This window comes from Iodidimonas nitroreducens, from assembly GCA_000710935.1.
Classification (GTDB): domain Bacteria; phylum Pseudomonadota; class Alphaproteobacteria; order Sphingomonadales; family Rhodothalassiaceae; genus Iodidimonas; species Iodidimonas nitroreducens.
This window is the reverse complement of record BAYV01000023.1, coordinates 39,132-56,533: the sequence shown is the minus strand read 5'-3', so window position 1 is coordinate 56,533 and position 17,402 is coordinate 39,132. Positions and strand designations below refer to the sequence as shown.

General features: G+C 54.4%; 18 protein-coding genes and 1 tRNA gene. 11 read left to right on the top strand and 8 right to left on the bottom strand.

All coding sequences use genetic code 11. The features are described 5' to 3' along the window. Window positions 1–190 precede the first annotated feature (190 nt). The 6 genes from AQ1_RS09785 to AQ1_RS09760 all read left to right on the top strand — a co-directional run bounded on the left by AQ1_RS09785 (window position 191) and on the right by AQ1_RS09760 (window position 4,712). Window positions 191–1,210, top strand: a complete 1,020-nt coding sequence (locus AQ1_RS09785) for a fumarylacetoacetate hydrolase family protein (RefSeq protein ID WP_042086738.1) — start codon at window positions 191–193, stop codon at window positions 1,208–1,210. After that, window positions 1,207–2,082 carry a phenylalanine 4-monooxygenase gene (phhA, locus tag AQ1_RS09780; RefSeq protein WP_042086736.1) on the top strand — a complete coding sequence of 292 codons (876 nt, stop codon included), beginning with the start codon at window positions 1,207–1,209 and terminating at the stop codon, window positions 2,080–2,082. The genes AQ1_RS09785 and phhA overlap by 4 nt, the downstream gene beginning before the upstream one ends. A gap of 33 nt (window positions 2,083–2,115) precedes the next feature. Then, window positions 2,116–2,736: a glycosyltransferase gene (locus AQ1_RS09775; protein ID WP_052371178.1), complete on the top strand. Its 621-nt coding sequence runs from the start codon at window positions 2,116–2,118 to the stop codon at window positions 2,734–2,736. Further along, window positions 2,733–3,416, top strand: a complete 684-nt coding sequence (locus AQ1_RS14580) for a TIGR04282 family arsenosugar biosynthesis glycosyltransferase (protein WP_161760544.1) — start codon at window positions 2,733–2,735, stop codon at window positions 3,414–3,416. The genes AQ1_RS09775 and AQ1_RS14580 overlap by 4 nt, the downstream gene beginning before the upstream one ends. 90 nt (window positions 3,417–3,506) lie before the next feature. After that, on the top strand, window positions 3,507–4,034 hold the full coding sequence (gene coaD, locus AQ1_RS09765; protein WP_042086734.1) for a pantetheine-phosphate adenylyltransferase: 528 nt from the start codon (window positions 3,507–3,509) through the stop codon (window positions 4,032–4,034). Window positions 4,035–4,109: 75 nt separating this feature from the next. Further along, complete coding sequence (locus tag AQ1_RS09760; protein WP_081837254.1) at window positions 4,110–4,712, top strand: peptidylprolyl isomerase; 603 nt, start codon at window positions 4,110–4,112, stop codon at window positions 4,710–4,712. A gap of 23 nt (window positions 4,713–4,735) precedes the next feature. On the opposite strand, the gene trmFO is transcribed toward AQ1_RS09760, so the two are convergent. Next, complete coding sequence (gene trmFO, locus AQ1_RS09755) at window positions 4,736–6,070, bottom strand: methylenetetrahydrofolate--tRNA-(uracil(54)-C(5))-methyltransferase (FADH(2)-oxidizing) TrmFO (RefSeq protein ID WP_042086732.1); 1,335 nt, start codon at window positions 6,068–6,070, stop codon at window positions 4,736–4,738. 128 nt (window positions 6,071–6,198) lie between these two features. Here trmFO and nrtS point away from each other — a divergent pair, with 128 nt between their 5' ends. Further along, window positions 6,199–6,450 (top strand): nitrate/nitrite transporter NrtS, encoded by a 252-nt coding sequence (gene nrtS / locus AQ1_RS09750; protein WP_042086730.1) that lies wholly within the window; start codon window positions 6,199–6,201, stop codon window positions 6,448–6,450. Window positions 6,451–6,453: 3 nt separating this feature from the next. Here the strand turns inward: nrtS and hspQ are convergent, their stop codons facing one another. Then, the gene (gene hspQ, locus AQ1_RS09745; RefSeq protein WP_042086727.1) at window positions 6,454–6,783 is read right to left on the bottom strand and encodes a heat shock protein HspQ; all 330 of its coding nucleotides are present in this window, start codon (window positions 6,781–6,783) and stop codon (window positions 6,454–6,456) included. A 122-nt stretch (window positions 6,784–6,905) separates the two neighbouring features. Beyond that, window positions 6,906–7,361 (bottom strand): hypothetical protein, encoded by a 456-nt coding sequence (locus tag AQ1_RS09740; protein WP_042086725.1) that lies wholly within the window; start codon window positions 7,359–7,361, stop codon window positions 6,906–6,908. 101 nt (window positions 7,362–7,462) lie between these two features. Between AQ1_RS09740 and AQ1_RS09735 the strand changes: the two genes are divergently transcribed. The 3 genes from AQ1_RS09735 to pssA all read left to right on the top strand — a co-directional run bounded on the left by AQ1_RS09735 (window position 7,463) and on the right by pssA (window position 10,885). Beyond that, window positions 7,463–9,289, top strand: a complete 1,827-nt coding sequence (locus AQ1_RS09735) for an ABCB family ABC transporter ATP-binding protein/permease (protein WP_042086750.1) — start codon at window positions 7,463–7,465, stop codon at window positions 9,287–9,289. A gap of 124 nt (window positions 9,290–9,413) precedes the next feature. Further along, complete coding sequence (locus AQ1_RS09730; protein WP_042086723.1) at window positions 9,414–10,109, top strand: phosphatidylserine decarboxylase; 696 nt, start codon at window positions 9,414–9,416, stop codon at window positions 10,107–10,109. Next, window positions 10,109–10,885 carry a CDP-diacylglycerol--serine O-phosphatidyltransferase gene (pssA, locus tag AQ1_RS09725; RefSeq protein WP_042086721.1) on the top strand — a complete coding sequence of 259 codons (777 nt, stop codon included), beginning with the start codon at window positions 10,109–10,111 and terminating at the stop codon, window positions 10,883–10,885. The genes AQ1_RS09730 and pssA overlap by 1 nt, the downstream gene beginning before the upstream one ends. A 42-nt stretch (window positions 10,886–10,927) precedes the next feature. On the opposite strand, the gene AQ1_RS09720 is transcribed toward pssA, so the two are convergent. The 3 genes from AQ1_RS09720 to AQ1_RS09710 all read right to left on the bottom strand — a co-directional run bounded on the left by AQ1_RS09720 (window position 10,928) and on the right by AQ1_RS09710 (window position 15,855). Continuing rightward, window positions 10,928–14,095, bottom strand: a complete 3,168-nt coding sequence (locus AQ1_RS09720; protein ID WP_042086719.1) for an efflux RND transporter permease subunit — start codon at window positions 14,093–14,095, stop codon at window positions 10,928–10,930. Beyond that, on the bottom strand, window positions 14,092–15,180 hold the full coding sequence (locus tag AQ1_RS09715) for an efflux RND transporter periplasmic adaptor subunit (protein WP_042086716.1): 1,089 nt from the start codon (window positions 15,178–15,180) through the stop codon (window positions 14,092–14,094). The genes AQ1_RS09720 and AQ1_RS09715 overlap by 4 nt, the downstream gene beginning before the upstream one ends. A gap of 138 nt (window positions 15,181–15,318) precedes the next feature. Next, complete coding sequence (locus AQ1_RS09710) at window positions 15,319–15,855, bottom strand: PadR family transcriptional regulator (protein ID WP_042086715.1); 537 nt, start codon at window positions 15,853–15,855, stop codon at window positions 15,319–15,321. Between the two features lie 233 nt (window positions 15,856–16,088). Between AQ1_RS09710 and AQ1_RS09705 the strand changes: the two genes are divergently transcribed. Continuing rightward, entirely contained in the window at window positions 16,089–16,817 is a 729-nt protein-coding gene (locus AQ1_RS09705; protein WP_042086713.1) for an SPOR domain-containing protein, read from the top strand. On the opposite strand, the gene AQ1_RS09700 is transcribed toward AQ1_RS09705, so the two are convergent. Together AQ1_RS09700 and AQ1_RS09695 are read right to left on the bottom strand one after the other, a co-directional pair. Beyond that, a complete protein-coding gene (locus AQ1_RS09700) occupies window positions 16,814–17,011 on the bottom strand; it encodes a hypothetical protein (RefSeq protein ID WP_042086710.1) in 198 nt (65 codons plus the stop codon). The genes AQ1_RS09705 and AQ1_RS09700 overlap by 4 nt on opposite strands. Window positions 17,012–17,159: 148 nt before the next feature. After that, window positions 17,160–17,233, bottom strand: a tRNA-Gln gene (locus AQ1_RS09695). Between the last annotated feature and the right edge of the window lie 169 nt (window positions 17,234–17,402).

Here is a 17,402-nt window from a genome sequence, read left to right as displayed (position 1 = left end):
TCCACAGATGAAGTGGCAGTGATGATCGATACCCGCGATGCCCTGACTATCCATGCCGAGGCGGAAGGGGTGGAATGGTCCGATTATTATCTAAGCTGGGGCGCCGCCGAGCGGATGGACCCGGCCGCCGAATAGGCTGGCAGTCTTTCAATCCTGAGGCTGACCGTGATGACGAGGACAAGGAGATTTTATGAGATTGGCAACCATCAAAAAAGGGCGTGACGGCCAGTTGGTTCTGGTTCGCAAAGACCATGAAAAGATGGTGCGTGCGGACAAGATCGCCCCCACGCTTCAGGCAGCGCTTGATGATTGGGCGTCTCTTGCGCCCCGCTTGCAGGCTTTGAGCGATGATCTGGATGCCGGGCGTATCGATGGCGAGCCGTTTGATGAAGCGGCCTGCGCCTCGCCCTTGCCCCGCGCCTATCAATGGGCGGATGGATCGGCTTATGTCAACCATGTGGAATTGGTGCGGAAGGCGCGCGGGGCGGAGATCCCCGAAAGTTTCTGGGAAGACCCCCTGATGTATCAGGGCGGGTCTGATTGTTTTCTGGCACCGCATGAAGATATTTCCATGGCGGATACGGACTGGGGGATCGATTTCGAGGCGGAAATCGCCATCATTACCGATGATGTGCCCATGGGCGTTTCGGCTGCGGATGCGGGGGCGCATATCGCCCTTTTGATGCTGGTGAATGATGTGTCTTTGCGTAATCTGATCCCGGCTGAACTGGCGAAGGGCTTTGGTTTTTTCCAATCAAAGCCCTCATCCGCCTTTTCGCCCCTTGCCCTTTCCCCCGATGAATTGGGCCCGGCATGGCAAGATGGCATGCTGCATCTGCCGCTTTTATCCTTTTTGAATGATGCGCCCTTCGGCAAGCCCAATGCCGGGATCGACATGACCTTTAACTTCCCGCAATTGATCGCCCATGCCGCCAAATCCCGGCCTTTGGAAGCGGGCACCATCATCGGTTCGGGAACGGTGTCTAACAAGCTTGATGGCGGCCCGGGTAAGCCGGTGGGCGAAGGCGGCGCGGGCTATAGCTGCATCGCCGAAATCCGCATGATCGAAAAAATCCAGACCGGCGAAATGCGTACGTCTTTCCTGCAATTTGGCGATCGGGTGCGTATCGAAATGCGCGATGCGGGTGGCCGGTCATTATTTGGCGCGATCGATCAGAAAATTACCAGATATGAAGGCCCCGGCAGATGAAAATCACCACAAGGCTAGGCCGCGAGGTTGAGGTCAATGCCGATTATACCATTGATCAGGATTGGGGGCATTACAGCCCGGCAGAACATGATCGCTGGGATCGCCTTTATGCCCGCCAGCGCGATGTTTTGCAGGGCAGGGCCTGCGATCAGTTTCTCCATGGCCTTGAAGCCCTGAAGCTTTCAAATGGTGGTATTCCCAATTTCAAGGATTTGTCTGATCGCCTGATGGATCGCACCGGCTGGCAGGTCGTGGCGGTGCCGGATCTGGTGCCCGATGAGGTGTTTTTCGATCATCTGGCCAATCGCCGCTTTCCGGCGGGCAATTTCATCCGTGATGAAAAGCACTTCGATTATATTCAGGAACCCGATGTTTTTCATGATGTTTTCGGCCATGTGCCGATGCTCAGCGATCCGGTGTTCGCCGATTATATGGAAGCCTATGGCAAGGGCGGATTGGCTGCGGCCGGGCGCGGGGTTTTGCATAATCTGGCCCGGCTTTATTGGTATACGGTGGAATTTGGCCTGATAAAAACCGCTGCGGGGATGCGTCTTTATGGGGCGGGGATCGTTTCCAGCCCGGCGGAATCGGTGTTTGCGTTGGAAGATTTATCGCCCAATCGCCTGCATTTTGATCTTGAACGGGTGATGTGCACCGATTACCGTATCGATGATTTTCAGCAAACCTATTTTGTCATCAATAGCTTCAAAGAACTTCTTGATGCCACATATCAGCCTTTTGGGCCGGTTTATGATCATATCAAAGCCCGCCCCAAATATGCCGTTGCAACGATTCTGGATGAAGATCATGTGCATCATCAGGGAACCCAGGCCTATGCCATGGCGCAATCGGCGGCTCTCAAGGATGCCTGATGCGCGCCGTTTTCGCGCACTGCTTTCCTGATCATGGATGATATTTCGGTGATTATCCCGGTGCGGCCCAATGAACCGGCTTTGCCCGCTTTGCTTGCCCAGCTTGAAGGCCGGCCCGGTCTGTGTGAAATTCTGGTGATGGAGGAAGGCAGCCGGGCCAGAAGTTTGAATGCCGGGGCACGCCGGGCCAAGGGTGCGTTTTTGTGGTTTCTTCATGCCGATAGCCGCCTTGAAAGCGATAGCATTGAAAAGCTTCGGGCGGCTTTTCATCGCCAGCCGGATGCCTTGCATTATTTCGATCTGGTTTTTGATGATGCGGCGGGTTTTTGGGTGAAGCTCAATCAATGGGGGGCTTTTTGGCGTTCCCGGCTTTTATCGGTGCCCTTTGGTGATCAGGGGCTGGCCTGTTCGGCCAGAATTTTTGCGCGATGCGGGCCTTATGATGAAGCCTGCGCCTATGGCGAGGATCATTTATTCGTCTGGCAGGCCCGGCGGGCGGGAGTGCGCCTTCATGCCATCGCGGCTCCCTTATTGACCAGTGCCCGCACCTATCGCGATAAAGGCTGGCTGCGTTTGACCCTGCTTTATCAATTTCGCTGGATCAAACAGGCCGCACCCGAGGCCTGGGCCTTATTATGGAGCCGGAGATCATGAGCGGGGCAATTGCCATTTTTGTAAAAACACCGGGTTTGACCCCGGCTAAAACGCGGCTTGCCCGGGGTATTGGAACCGCGCAGGCAGAAGATTTCTATCACCACAGCCTTGATTGCGTGGCCTTTAGCGTGGCGCGCTTTTTAAAGCCCCGCAAGGATTGGATCGCCCGCTGGGCCGTGGCCGAAGCAGAGGGGGTGGAGGATCCGCGTTGGCGTGATTTCGGGGCGCGTCATACCGGCCCGGGCACCTTGGGTGAGCGGATGTGGCGGGTTTATGAAGGCCTGCGCCGGGTGCATGGGCAGGTTTTTCTGATCGGTGCCGATGCGCCGCAAATGGGGGCCAGGCATCTGAAGGCGGCGCAGCAGGCTTTAGAAGAGCAGGATTTTGTTTTTGGCCCCGCCCATGATGGGGGTTTCTGGCTTTTTGGCGGTAAAAGGCCGATTCCAAAGCCCCTATGGCTGGCCCCGCGCTATAGCACGGCCCATGCCCGCGCCGATTTCATCGATGCCCTTAAAGCCAATGCCTTTCCCGCACCCGCCATGCTCGATTTTTTAAACGATATTGATGAAGCCGAAGATTTAGCGGCGCTGACCCATGAAATGCCAGCCACTCGCAGCCCGGCCCAAAGGCGGCTGATGGCATGGCTGCGCCAGATGGAAAGCGATCAAACGCGCATGTGATTTTGAGTGACATGTCGCCCGCCTTGCTTATTGTGGTCACGCTCTATAATTCTAGGCGCATCTTTCATTGATCGAGCAGCGGAGGGCAGCGTGGCACCTGAAAGGATCGGGCTATATCCGGGAACATTCGACCCGGTGACCAATGGCCATCTGGATATTATCCGGCGCGGATCAAAGCTGGTGGATCATCTTGTGATCGGTGTTGCCACCAATCCATCCAAGGATCCGCTTTTTTCGCTGGATGAACGCGTGAAAATGGTGCGTGCCGAAACGGCGGAACTGGCCCAAAATTGCGCTGCTAAAATCACGGTCGAGCCTTTTGACGATTTGTTGATGGCTTTTGCCGAAACAATCGGGGCGGTGATCATCATCAGGGGCTTGCGGGCGGTTTCGGATTTTGAATATGAATTTCAGATGGCCGGGATGAATGCCTTTCTCAATCCCGATGTGGAGACCGTGTTTTTAATGGCGGATGCCAAATATCAGCCGATTGCTTCGAAACTGGTGAAAGAAATCGCAAGCTATGGCGGGCGGATCGATCAATTCATTCCAAAGCGCGTGGCCCATGCCGTGCGTGCCCAGATTGCTGATCGCCGCCGCCGCAAAGCGGCCCCTTGATGGCCCCTCTGTCCGCTGTGTTTATAAGATTTGGGGCGATGGGAAATGGAACTTGCGAAATTGAAGGTGTTCTCGATGATATTGAAAAAATGGTTTGCAGGCTTATTGGCCCTGAGCTTGAGCGGCGCTGCGGTGACGGTGCAAGCACAAAATCAAGCTGAAAATCAGGCTGTGGATTTATCCGATCCCGAAAATACACTTTATCTCGATCTGGAAACGGGGCGGGTCACTATCCAATTGCGCCCCGATAAAGCCCCCAATAGCGTGGAGCGGATCAGAACGCTGGTGCGCCGGGGTTTTTATGATGGGCTGATTTTTCATCGGGTGATCCCCGGCTTCATGGCGCAGGGCGGTGATCCGGCAGGAAATGGCTCGGGCGGATCGGAACTCCCGGATTTGAAGGCCGAATTCAGCGATCTTTTGCATTTGCGGGGCACCATGGCCATGGCTCGGGCCGATAGTCCCGATAGCGCCAATAGCCAATTTTATATTACCTTCAGCCGGATCAGCAACCTTGATAATAAATATACGATCATTGGCCGCGTGGTCTCAGGGATGGAGCATGTGGATGCCTTGGCCGTAGGGGAACCCCCTGTGGAGCCGAGCAAGATCATCAAGATGAGCCTGGCATCAGACAGTGCGGATCAAAATAAAAGCGCGCAATCAGCCAATCAATAGGGCCGGACGCGGTTTTTTGGCGATCAGGCGGCGCTGTCTGTGCTTTGCCGCCATTGCTCAAGGGCCAAAAGGGCGCGTTCGCTCATGGCGGGCTTGCGCTCTTTTTTCCTGATCCGGCCTTCCAAAGGCGGGAACAGCCCGAAATTCACATTCATCGGCTGAAAGCTTTCCGCATGGGCGCCGCCGGTGATATGGGCCAAAAGCGCCCCAAAGGCGGTGACCATGGGCGGATGGCTGATGCTTTCGCCCTTCGCCTCGGCGGCGGCGAACCGACCGGCCAACAGACCGATGGCGGCGGATTCGATATAGCCTTCAACGCCGGTGATCTGCCCCGCAAAGCGCAGGCGGGGATCCGCCTTCAGCCGCAGGCTTTGATCGAGCAGTTTCGGCGCATTGATAAAGGTATTGCGATGCAGCCCGCCCAAACGGGCGAACCGCGCCTGCTCAAGCCCGGGGATCATGCGGAAAATATCGGTTTGTGCCCCATATTTCAGCTTGGTTTGAAAGCCCACCATATTATAGAGCGTGCCCAGCTTGTTATCCTGCCGCAATTGGATCACGGCATGGGCCTGGCGCCCGGTGCGGGGATCGATCAGGCCCACCGGCTTCATCGGGCCAAAACGCAGGGTTTCATGGCCGCGTTCGGCCATCACCTCGATGGGCATACAGCCTTCAAAATAGGGGGTGTTGGCTTCCCATTCCTTGAAGCTGGTTTTTTCGCCTTCCAGCAGGGCCTTGATGAAGGCTTCATATTGGGCTTGATCGAGGGGGCAATTAATATAATCGGCCCCTTCGCCTTTATCATAGCGGGATTGAAACCAGGCAATATCGAAATTGATGCTATCCTTATAAACGATGGGGGCGATAGCATCAAAAAAGGCGAGGCTGTCTTCTCCGGTTAAACCAAGGATGGCATGGCTTAAACCATCCGATGTGAGGGGGCCGGTGGCAATGATCACATTCGACCAATCGGCGGGGGGCAATTCATCGATGCAATCGCGCTCAATTTCGATCAGGGGATGATTTTTGAGGATGGTGCTGACCATATCCGAAAAATGATCGCGATCCACCGCCAAGGCCGATCCCGCAGGCACTTTGGTGGCATCGCCACAGCGCATGATCAGCGAATTCATCCGGCGCATTTCTTCATGCAAAAGGCCAACGGCATTATTTTGTGCATCATCGGATCGAAAGGAATTGGAGCAGACCAATTCAGCCAATCCCTCGCCATGATGGGCGGCGGTGGTTCTTCTGGGGCGCATTTCATGCAGGATCACGGAAATGCCCTGCTCGGCGATTTGCCATGCGGCTTCTGATCCCGCCAATCCCCCGCCAATGATATGGACGCAAGTGTTCATGAGAATAATCCTGTGATAGGGGGGCGGGCGACCTTCGCGCTTTTGCGGTTGTCGTTGATGGCTTTGCAGTCTATTTCAAATCTGGTGAACACAGGCAAGAGGGTTTCATGAATTCTAGCGCGCAGCCCATGACATTATTCGAAGCTTTGCGCCTGCGATCCGTGGTGACTCGTGGGCTGAAAGTGGCTCTGATTGTTGGTGTTATTCTGGTTTTGATCAATCAGGGTGAGTTGTTTTTAAAAGGCGAGATGCCGCCGCTTTGGAAGGTGATCATGACCTTCATCGTGCCCTATTGCGTTTCCAGCTATTCCGGGGCGGCCCATATCGTGGCCCAAAGCCGCAGGCCGGTGGTTGAGCCAGAGCCTCGCCCAAAGCCATAGCCATCAATTCAGGCTGAGCATAGGGAGCTTATAGCTCCCATCCTGATAGGGGCCCAGATGATTGGGAATATCGGGATGGCGGCAGGGCCCTGATGTATCGGATTCCAGATTTTGCTGGCTGACATAGGCCATATAGGTGGATTGTTCATTTTCCGCCAGCACATGATAGAAAGGCTGATCTTTTCTGGGCCGCATGGCTTCGGGGATAGACAGCCACCACTCTTCGCTATTATCGAAAACGGGATCGACATCATAAATCACGCCGCGAAACGGAAAGATCCTGTGTTTCACGATCTGGCCGATTGAAAATTTTCCTTCCGCAAATCTTGTCACTTTTGGTGCCTGTGATTGTTTCTGATCATTAAAGTGCTGCAATGGGCTAAAATTAAAGGAGAGTAGGGCCGCTGATCAAGCGCTTTTGGCCCCTGCGCCGAAAGGAATTTACCCATTTGGTTTTAGGAAATGGGGGAAAAGCATCCATGCAATCGGCTGAAGGTGGTTTCGATGGAAAAGAGAATGATCGCCAATGCCTTGATGATATCGTGCAGATCGGTGGGTTCAGCGATATCGGTAAGGCTGGAAAAGCTGATCAGCCCTTGGGCATCCTTGGTGATCTGATCATGATCGCGTAATCTCGATTGCTCCAAAATGGCGATCATATGCCTTCTGCCATCCGGATTTTCGGCTGAAAAGGGCAGATAGCCCAGCCTTGCTTTCAGGCTGAGGCGCGATTGTCCGTGCCTTGGTTTGTCGATGGAACATTCAAACTCTATGCCATCCCATATGAAGCTGAAGATGAGCGGAAATTGCAGGGTCGGGTTATCGATCTCTTTCTGCGCTTGTTCCAAAATCTGATACAAGGCGGGAAGCTGGGCGGAGTCAGCCTGAAAATCGGTTTGATACTGGGTCATGATGCACAAAAAGCCTGATGATTTATCTGCCTGATCATGCTCTGTCAGGCTTAATGAACCGTAAAACGAATTGTTTTCTATCTTTTTTAAGGACAAATCTGATGCCGCGTGGTCTGCAACATTCGCCAATAGATAGCACAGGGCCTAAAGAGCCAACAACATATCATTGGCAATCGATCCGGCGTCTCATTCCTTATTTATGGCCACGGGATCGTTTCGACCTGAAACTGCGGATCGTTTTTGCCGTGCTTTTGATGCTGCTGGCCAAAGGGGTGACGGTTTACACCCCATTTTTCTATAAATCGGCGATCGACAATCTTCAGTCGCCCACAGGGCAGGCGGTGCTCATTCCGGCTTTTTTGCTGATGGCCTATGGCATGGCGCGCTTTGGCGGGGTGGCTTTGGCGCAATTGCGCGATGCGGTTTTCTCCCAAGCCTCGCAACACGCGCTGCGCAGCGTGGCTTTGCAAACCTTCCAGCATCTGCATGCTTTATCCTTGCGGTTTCATCTGGAGCGACGCACGGGGGGCATGTCGCGGGCCATTGACCGGGGCACCCGGGCGATTGATTTTCTTTTGCGGTTCCTGACCTTTAATATCGTCCCCACGGTGCTTGAGCTGCTTTTGGTGGCGGGCATTTTCTGGGTCCATTTTGGCTGGATCTATGCCCTGTGTCTGCTGGTGGCGGTGGCCATTTATATCGTTTTTTCGGTGGCCATCACGGAATGGCGCACGCGCTTTCGCAAAACCATGAATGAGCAGGACAGCAAAGCCAATAGCCGCGCCATCGATAGCCTTTTGAATTATGAAACGGTGAAATATTTCGGCAATGAAGAACATGAGGCCAACCGCTATGATCGGGCCTTGAAAAGCTATCAGGGCGCGGCTCTCCAAAGCCAGTCGTCTCTTTCTTTGCTGAATGCGGGCCAGGCGCTGATCATCAATATTGCCTTGGCGGGTGTAATGATCCTTACGGCGCGGGATGCGCTGGCCGGAACCCTCACTTTGGGTGATGTGGTGCTGGCCAATTCCCTGTTGATCCAGCTTTTTGTGCCCCTCAATCTTTTGGGGTTCGTTTATCGGGAAATTCGGCAGTCCCTGATTGATATGGATTATCTGTTTGGCCTGCTCGATAGGGATCAGGAAATTGCCGACAAGGTGGATGCCGTGCCGCTGGTTGTCAAAGGTGGCGAGGTCCGGTTTCAGGCGGTCGATTTCGGTTATGATCCCCGCCGCCAGATCCTTCATGATCTGAGCTTTCATGTGCCGCCGGGGAAAACCGTGGCCATCGTGGGGCCGAGCGGGGCGGGTAAATCAACCCTGTCGCGCATCCTTTACCGCTTTTATGATATAACGGCGGGGGCGGTGCTGATCGATGGCATGGATATTCGCGATGTCACCCAGAAAAGCCTGCGCCAAGCCATCGGGATCGTGCCGCAGGATACAGTGCTGTTCAATGAAAGCATCGCCTATAATATCCGCTATGGCCGCCCCGATGCCAGCGATGAAGATATCCGTCAGGCGGCCCGCTTTGCGCGGATAGATGGCTTTATCGATCAATTGCCCGATGGCTATGAAACCCTTGTGGGGGAGCGGGGATTGAAGCTATCCGGCGGCGAGAAGCAGCGCGTGGCGATTGCGCGGACCATCTTGAAAGATCCGCCGATCCTGTTGCTCGATGAAGCGACCAGTGCACTCGATAGCCGCACCGAGCGGGAAATTCAGGAGGCCATCGAGCAGATTTCACGCAACCGCACCACATTGGTGATTGCGCATCGCCTGTCAACCGTGGTGAATGCGGATGAAATTCTGGTTCTTGATCAGGGGCGGATCATCGAGCGCGGCGCGCATGAAAGCTTATTGCTCGCCCAAGGCACTTATCATGCCATGTGGCAGCGCCAGCTTGATGGATCGCCATCAGATGTTTGACCTTTTGCAACAATTTGGTCAGAGTTCGCGAAACAAGGCCGGATAAGATATATCTGTGTCAAAGATCATGCACGCTCAGCAAACCGTTCATCTTGGTTTGCATCATATGGAAAGGTTGTCTCCGATGGATCCGTTTCGTTCTGCTTTCAATCGCGTTCATCGGGAAGGCATCCCCTTTGTTCTGATCGCTTTTGGTCTGGCGGCCTTGTTTATGATCTTCCTGTCTGAAACGCTGGGATGGATTTTTATCGTTCTGGGCCTTTATATCGTTTATTTTTTCCGCGATCCGGTGCGCATGACCCCGCTGTTGCCCGATGCCCTGATCAGCCCGGCCGATGGGGTGGTTTCCAAAATCGATGAAGCGGCGCCGCCTGCCGATCTTGAAATGGGGGATGGCCCGCTCACCCGCATTTCGATTTTTCTGTCGGTTTTGAATGTGCATGTCAATCGCGTGCCCTGCGAAGGATCGATCAGTAAGCTGGTTTATGTGCCGGGCAAATTCATCAATGCCTCCCTTGATAAAGCCAGCGAAGATAATGAACGCCAGCTTGTGCGCCTTGATCGGGCGGATGGTCGGTCGGTGGCATTCGTGCAGATTGCCGGTTTGATCGCCCGGCGCATCGTGTGTTCCCTTGATGTGGGCCAGAATGTGGTGGCCGGAGAGCGGTTCGGGATCATCCGTTTTGGCAGCCGCATGGATGTGTATTGCCCCAAAGGCATGGAGCCGGTGATTGCCGTGGGGCAAACGGTGGTGGGGGGTGAAACCATTCTGGCCACCGATGATGCGGTTAATCCGCGCCCTGATGGCCGGGCGGATTGATGCGCACCCCTAAAAAAGATATGGGCCGCAATGTCTTTACCGCCCGCATGATGGCGGCCAATGTTGTCACCACCCTTGCCTTATGCTCGGGCATGACGGCGATCCGCTTTGCCATTGAAGGGCGGTTTCAACTGGCTGTGGTCTTTGTCATTGCGGCGGCGGTGCTCGATGCCATGGATGGCGCTGTGGCCCGGCTTTTGAAAAGCACCAGCCGCTTTGGGGCCGAGCTTGATAGCCTTTCAGATGTCGTGGCCTTTGGCATGGCCCCCGCCTTTTTGCTTTATGCATGGGGATTGGGCGATATGGGCCGGTTTGGCTGGATCGTGGCCCTGGCCTATGGGGTGTCTGTCGCCTTGCGTTTGGCACGCTATAATGCGGCGATCGAGGATGAAGATGATCCTCATCGTCCCCTTGGCTATTTCACCGGGGTGCCTGCCCCTGCCGGGGCGATGCTGGTTTTGCTGCCCATGCTTCTCGATTTTGCCTTTGAGTCCAATTTGTTCCAGCGTTCGATTGTGCTGGTGGGCTATGTGGGGCTGATCGCGACTTTGGTGGTATCGCGGCTGCCAACCTTTTCGCTGAAGCAATTTCGGGTGCGCCGCGATGCAATGGTGCCCACCTTGCTTTTGATTGCCCTTTTCGCGGCATCGGTGACGGTTTATCGCTGGGCGGCTTTGTCTATCGTTGTGATTTTATATCTGGGATCAATCCCTTTGGCGCTGAGCATTTATCGCCGGAAAAAGCACGAGAGCGTCAAATCCAAAGCATCTGAGTGAGCAGGTAAAGTTTCGCCCGATTCTGTTCGTTATTTCTGGCGGTTATTCGGCAGCCTGCTTTATATCGCCGCGATGATCCGTTTTTCCCTTTGCAGCCTTTTGTTCTTTGCGTAAGGCGCGCTTTTCACGGATTAAAACCCGCCAGGCCAACATCGAGGGGGTGACCACCAGGGTCAGAAGGGTGGCAAAGCTGAGCCCGAATACAATGGCCAAGGCCAGATCCACCCAGATGAAGCTGGTGGGGGAGCCGATTTCCACATTGCGTTTGATGAAATCGACATTCACCTGAAAAACCATCGGCAACAGCCCGATCACTGTGGTGATGGTGGTGAGCAGCACCGGGCGCAATCTTTGGGCGCCGGTGCGAACGATAGCATCAAGGGGCTTCATCCCGCTTTTCACCAAACGATCATAAGTATCGATGAGCACGATATTATTATTCACCACGATCCCGGCCAAAGCGATGATGCCCACCCCGGTCATCACGATCACAAAGGGCCGGTCCAAAAGCCATAGGCCGAAAACCGCGCCGACAGTTGATAAGATGACTGAGGATAAAATCAGCCCGGCATGGTAAAAGCTGTTGAATTGCGCGAGCAGAATGAGGCCCATGCCAAAAAGGGCCACGGCAAAGGCATTGATCAGGAAACTGCCCGATTCCCGCTCCACCTCATCTTGTCCGGCAAAGCTTATTTTCAGGCGGGGATCAAAATTCTGATCGGCAATCCAGGACCGCAATTCCTCGACTTTCGTTGCGGGTTGAACGCCGGTAGCCACATCACTTTGAAGCGTCAGCACGTTTTCCCCGTCGATCCGTTCGATATCGCCGGTTTTGGGCCGCGCTGACCGCTCCACAAAATTGCTGATCGGAACACTGCCGAATTCGGTTGGGATGCGCAGGCGATCAAGGGCCAGAATGCCGCGTTCATCACGGGGGAAACGCACCCTGATATCCACTTCGTCATCGGCCCCATCCGGGCGATAGCGGCCCACCAGCGCGCCATTGGTGACAAGCTGGATGAAGCTGCCCACGCTGGTGAGATCCGTGCCGAACCGCCCGGCTTCTGATCGATCAACATCAAGCCGCCATTCGATCCCAGCCGTTGGGCGGCTGTCTTCCTGATCCACCAGCCCTTCCATCTGATCGAGATGACGGCGGATTTTATCCACCGCTGCGGTTAGGAGCGAGGAATGATCGCTGGCAATTTCGATCTGAATGGCTTTGCCCTGCACCGGGCCTTGTTGTTCTTCGGAAAATTCAATTTTCACGCCGGGAATATCGGCCACGCGCTGACGGATTTCCGCTTCGATTTCGGTTGCGGGGCGGCGCTCGTTCCAATCTTTGAATAATAAGGTGATCCGCCCGATAATATCATCGGCATCGCCCGAACCAGCCCCGATCCGGGTATAGCGGTTTTCCACCCCCTCTACATCGAGCACCTTGCTTTCCACATTGGAAACGATGCGGCTCATTTCATTGACAGAGAGATTGCCGCGGGCATGAACCAGAAGGCGGGCGCTATTGGGCTCGCCATCGGGAAACAGAATCTGCCCACTATTATCGGTGATGAACAAGGTCCATGTGCCGACAAGAGCCAGAAGGGTCAGGCTTAAAATCTTGCCCGGATGGTGCATAACCCGGGATAGGAATTGGGCATAGGCCCCGGTAAAGCCCCCGAGATTTTTGGGGTCGTCGCCTTTGTCTCCGGCCAGATGCTCCATCAATTCCGCATTGCCTTCGCCCGGCTTGCCAATGGCCGCACCCAGAGTGGGCAGAAAGATCAAGGCCATGAGCAAAGAGCCGATCAGCGTGAAAATCAGGGTCAGCGGCAGATAGCTCATGAAATCGCCGATGATACCGGGCCAAAAAAGCAAAGGGGCAAAGGCCATGAGGGTGGTGGCGGTTGAAGCGGTGATCGGCCAGGCCATGCGCTGTGCGGCCAAGCGGAAGGCATCGCGTTTTGATGCGCCTTCCAGCAATTTTCGATCAGCATATTCGGAAACCACAATGGCCCCATCCACAAGCAGCCCAACGGCCAGAATAAGCCCGAATAAAACCACCGTATTGATGCTGTTCCCCAAAGCATAAAGGATCAAAATGCCAAACAGAAAAGCCCCGGGAATGGAGACCCCCACCAAAAGCGCCGAGCGCCAGCCAAGGGCCGCAACAACGACGATGGCCACCAAAGCCACGGCCGATAAAACCGAATTGCGCAAGGTTTCCAGAAAATCGCTGACATAAACCGAGGTATCGCCCAGATATTCATAGCGAACGGTCTCGGGCCAAAGGGCAGCGGATTGCTGGGTCATCCATTTTGCCGCTTCGGCGGTTTCAACGGTATTGGTGCCAACCCGCTTGATCACCTCGATGGTGATGGCCGGGCGGCCATTGAATCTGGCCAAAGATGTGGCATCTTTGAAGGTGCGCCGGGCTTCCCCCAGATCGCCCAGGGTCACCACCCCGTCACGCGATGTTTTCACCGGCAGATTGGCCACATCGCGGGCATCATGAAATAAGCCCGGAACCTTGATGGCAAAGCGAGCATCGCCCGCATCCATGGCCCCTGCGGCGATCAGCCGGTTATTATTCTGGACCACCGTCAAAAGCTCATTGAGCGAGACATCATAGATTTCGATTTTTGCGGGATCGACAATGACTTCAAGCACTTCTTCGCGCTTGCCGCCGAGCTGTGCTTCCAAAACACTGGGGATGGTTTCAAGGCGATCCTTCAGATCCTCGGCAAGCTGCACCATGGTGCGCTCAGGGGCATCCCCATAAAGCACAATGGTGATGATCGGGGATTTGCCTGCGGAATATTCCGCTACTACCGGTTCATCTGAATCATCGGGCAGATCGGCTTTTGCCATATCCACCGCTTCGCGCACATCCAAAAGCGCCTGATCGGCATCCACATCGGGCTGAAATTCCAGTACCAGACTGGCCCCGCCTTCAAAACCCGTGGAGGTCATTTCCTTCACGCCCTCAATGGTTTGAAGCTGGCGTTCCATGGGCTTTATGATCATGCGCACAGCATCTTCGGGGGAGATGCCATCATGGGTAATGTTGACCGAGAAAAAGGGAAATTGAACGTCGGGGTTATCTTCTTTGGGGATCGCGTAATAGGCATAGCCGCCAGCAATCAGGATCAGCAAAAGGATAGACATCACCAGCCTTTTGGAATCGACGGCATAGGCGATGAGGGTTTTCATCCGGCGATCTCCGGCGTTTTTGCTGTATCGGTTCGTACCATCTGGCCCTCACTGACGAATTGCTGGCCCACGGTAATGAGGTCGATGCTCGAAAGCGCGGCAGGCAGGCCCGATACCCACAAATCTTCGCCCACATCGCTCATGATGGTGACGGGGTAAAAGCGCACGATATTATTACCATCAACGGCACGCAGGCCCAACCGACCGCTGGCATTCAAGACCAGTGATGCCGCAGAGACCTTGAAAGCCATGCTTTGTTCCAAAGGCACATGAACAGTAGCCGACATCCCCGCCCGCAGATCGAGGGCGGGATTGGGGATCACCACCTCAACCCGATAGGTGCGCGTGCGTTCGGATGCATTGGCGGAAATATAGCGAATGGTGCCCTCTCGCTTCGCATCATTGGCGATCTGAACCTGCGCCGGGCTGCCTTTTTCCAGCTTGCCCACATCGGATTCCGAGACTTCACCCACTACAAGGAAAGGCTGATCATCGAGCAGGGTGCCACAGAGTTCGCCCACCTGCAGATAATCGCCGATATGGGCGGGGCGTTCATTGAGCAGACCATCGAAGGGCGCCTTGATCATCGTGTTATCAAGGGCGATCTGCATCTGTTCGATCTGGGCCAGCGCGGCTTCATACTGGGCTTTGGCCTGCGCTAATTGGGTGGCTGAGCGATGCCCCTTTTTGGTGAGTTCCAGGGCGGCATCATATTCAAGGCGGCGCTGTTCTCCCAAAGCCTTGGCCTGCGCCAGATTGGCTTTGCGTTCATCAGTGGCCAAACGGCAGATGATCTCGCCCGCCTTGACCCTTGTGCCCTCAATGGCCGGGGTTTCCATCACCTTGCCACTGATTTCACTGCGTAATTGCACCGAACGCAGGACGTCTGTGCGCCCATGGATCACCAGATCGCGGCGATAGGGTTCGGCACTTACCCGCCGGGCGCTGACCATGAAGACAGCCTGTTCGGATTTTTCGGCCTGCGCGGTGGCGGGCTGATTATCGCCCGAAAAAATGAGGCCCGATACCACCCATAAGGTGAGAACCACAGTGACAGCGATGGCAATCAGGATAGATTTATTCATGAACATCACACGCTTTTGCCGGGAACAAGCCCATCTTTTTCGCAGTATAATCTGTTTTAAAGCAGGAGAACCCGATCTTTTTGATGACCATAGCATCGTGCATAACGAATCTGGCAGGTGTGCGGGCGGCGATAGGGTTCATTCGGTTGGCCCGGCTGCTATGATTTTTTTGATCAGGCTGGCCTGATGATGTTCCAGATAATCGAGGGCCGCCTTTTGCATGGCAATGCCATAATTGATCACAAAATGTGAAGCCGGCGACATGGCTTCATCAAGCAATTTTTGCAAGGAACGGATTTTCATGCGGTGTTCATCAATCCGTTCTTCCACCAGGTTCTGAATTCGATCAGGAGATACGGCCTCGGCAAAAAGCAGGGCAGCCAGAAATTCGGACCGATTTTTGTCAGGTCCGGGGTCGCGACGCAATTCTTCGGTCAGCGCCAGGCGGCCTTTTTCCGTGAGGCTGTAGATTTTTTTGTCGGGGCGTTTATCTTGTGAAAAAAATTCGCAGGTCACAAAGCCTTCTTCGGTCAGGCGGGTCAGCGATGGATAGATCGATCCATAGCTCGCCTCGCTAAAAAAGCTGAAGCTGCCTTCGGCCACCATTTTTTTGATTTCATAACCGCTGGCATCGCCTAAAGCGAGGATGCCAAGACAAAGCGTGCGAACATCCATATAAATAAACCCCGAACCATCTAAGAAAATACTATCAGTACGATATAATGCTTTGTGTCTCTTGATGCAAACCTAATACGCAGGCCCCTTTTTTAAAGATTTTACGAACAGGCAAGAAATTTCTGTTAAGCCTTTTGATATGAATGTTTTGCAATGGATCGGGCCTTTTCATGGATCATGGCATAGGAACTAGTGGGATCAAGTCAAGGGGATTTGGCGCGGTTTGTTGTCTCGTGTTTTTTCTGGCGGGCTGCGCCACCGATAGCATGCGTGTCACCGATGATCAGATTGGCCTGTATCGCCCCAATCTGGCTGCTGATCAGGCTGTCGATGCTGCTGGAATTAGCGCTGATCAAGGCGGGCAGGGTGGCACACAGCCCGGGCAAAGGCTGATGTCTTTTGATGCGGCCTTACGCGATATCAATCAAAGGCTGGGTGGATCGGAAGCAGTTCCGGCTGAAGACATCGCCCAATTGAAAGCCGATCAGAGGGGCCTGCTCGCCCGGATCGATGATCTGCAGGCGCAATTGGCAGAACAAACCGGCCTGATGAATAGCCTGATCATCCGGCTGGCCGAGGTGGAAAAAAGCCTTGAGGCACAAATCGCCAAAGATAATGAGATCCGCAATGCCGCCAATCGTGCGGAAGCTGAAAAAGCGCGCGCGGATGGGGTGGATCTGGCGGTGGGCACCGGCCAGCTTTATGCCGTGCATCTGGCATCCTATCGCGATGCAAAGGCTGCCAGCGAAGGCTGGGCCGATCTTTCAAACAAATACCCGGCCCTTTTATCAGGCCTGTCTCCCCGGCTTTCGGTGCTGGATTTAGAGCAGATGGGCGGCCGCTTTTATCGTCTGGTTGCAGGCCCTTTCAAAGAGATCGCCCCGGCTCGGGTTTTATGTTCGTCATTGCGTGAAAGCGGGGCTTTTTGCCAGCTTTCCAATTTTGATGGCGAACCGCTTTAGGCCCTTTGATGATAGCCCTTGATAGCCGGGTGATCCGCCCGCCGATGCCATTGGGGCTTGGTTGCATGGATATTTCCTTGCCGCATGGGCAGGCGCTTTGCAAAAAGCCGGGCGGCATCGCGCAAACCGCTCAGAGCACAAAGGCCCATGATGGCGAAAATGGCGAGCCCCAAAAGATGGATCAGCATGGTCATGATCTCCTATGTTCAATATTTGTTCTTTTAATCGCTTATTTTTCTTATGGCAAGAACAAAAATGGAACATAAGACTATGAATTGCCCCTGATCAGGGCAGGGTGCTGATCAGTTCATGAAAGTTTGGGATTATGGATGGGGGAAGATGTGGATGCCCCGGGAGGACTCGAACCTCCACTGACGGAATCAGAATCCGTTGTCCTACCATTAGACGACGGGGCAATCATGAGAATGTGGCGGCTTATAAGGCGGCATCCGCCTCTTTGTCAACGCCTTCCTGAAGCGCCCCTCATGCCTTTATAGCATATGCATGATGCGCCGATAACGTGCAAAAAACTTTTTGGTCCGTTCGTGCGTAATCTCAGGCTGGAAGATAAAGGCAATATGATGC

What these genes read in the sequence shown, in the direction of transcription:
- AQ1_RS09700 (WP_042086710.1), bottom strand. Translation starts at nt 17,011, where the DNA reads ATGACCATGCTGATCCATCTTTTGGGGCTCGCCATTTTCGCCATCATG.
- pssA (WP_042086721.1), top strand. Translation starts at nt 10,109, where the DNA reads ATGCGCACCCCTAAAAAAGATATGGGCCGCAATGTCTTTACCGCCCGC.
- AQ1_RS09710 (WP_042086715.1), bottom strand. Translation starts at nt 15,855, where the DNA reads ATGGATGTTCGCACGCTTTGTCTTGGCATCCTCGCTTTAGGCGATGCC.
- nrtS (WP_042086730.1), top strand. Translation starts at nt 6,199, where the DNA reads ATGACATTATTCGAAGCTTTGCGCCTGCGATCCGTGGTGACTCGTGGG.
- AQ1_RS09730 (WP_042086723.1), top strand. Translation starts at nt 9,414, where the DNA reads ATGGATCCGTTTCGTTCTGCTTTCAATCGCGTTCATCGGGAAGGCATC.
- AQ1_RS09720 (WP_042086719.1), bottom strand. Translation starts at nt 14,095, where the DNA reads ATGAAAACCCTCATCGCCTATGCCGTCGATTCCAAAAGGCTGGTGATG.
- AQ1_RS09740 (WP_042086725.1), bottom strand. Translation starts at nt 7,361, where the DNA reads ATGACCCAGTATCAAACCGATTTTCAGGCTGACTCCGCCCAGCTTCCC.
- phhA (WP_042086736.1), top strand. Translation starts at nt 1,207, where the DNA reads ATGAAAATCACCACAAGGCTAGGCCGCGAGGTTGAGGTCAATGCCGAT.
- AQ1_RS14580 (WP_161760544.1), top strand. Translation starts at nt 2,733, where the DNA reads ATGAGCGGGGCAATTGCCATTTTTGTAAAAACACCGGGTTTGACCCCG.
- AQ1_RS09735 (WP_042086750.1), top strand. Translation starts at nt 7,463, where the DNA reads ATGCCGCGTGGTCTGCAACATTCGCCAATAGATAGCACAGGGCCTAAA.
- AQ1_RS09785 (WP_042086738.1), top strand. Translation starts at nt 191, where the DNA reads ATGAGATTGGCAACCATCAAAAAAGGGCGTGACGGCCAGTTGGTTCTG.
- AQ1_RS09715 (WP_042086716.1), bottom strand. Translation starts at nt 15,180, where the DNA reads ATGAATAAATCTATCCTGATTGCCATCGCTGTCACTGTGGTTCTCACC.
- AQ1_RS09760 (WP_081837254.1), top strand. Translation starts at nt 4,110, where the DNA reads ATGATATTGAAAAAATGGTTTGCAGGCTTATTGGCCCTGAGCTTGAGC.
- AQ1_RS09775 (WP_052371178.1), top strand. Translation starts at nt 2,116, where the DNA reads ATGGATGATATTTCGGTGATTATCCCGGTGCGGCCCAATGAACCGGCT.
- trmFO (WP_042086732.1), bottom strand. Translation starts at nt 6,070, where the DNA reads ATGAACACTTGCGTCCATATCATTGGCGGGGGATTGGCGGGATCAGAA.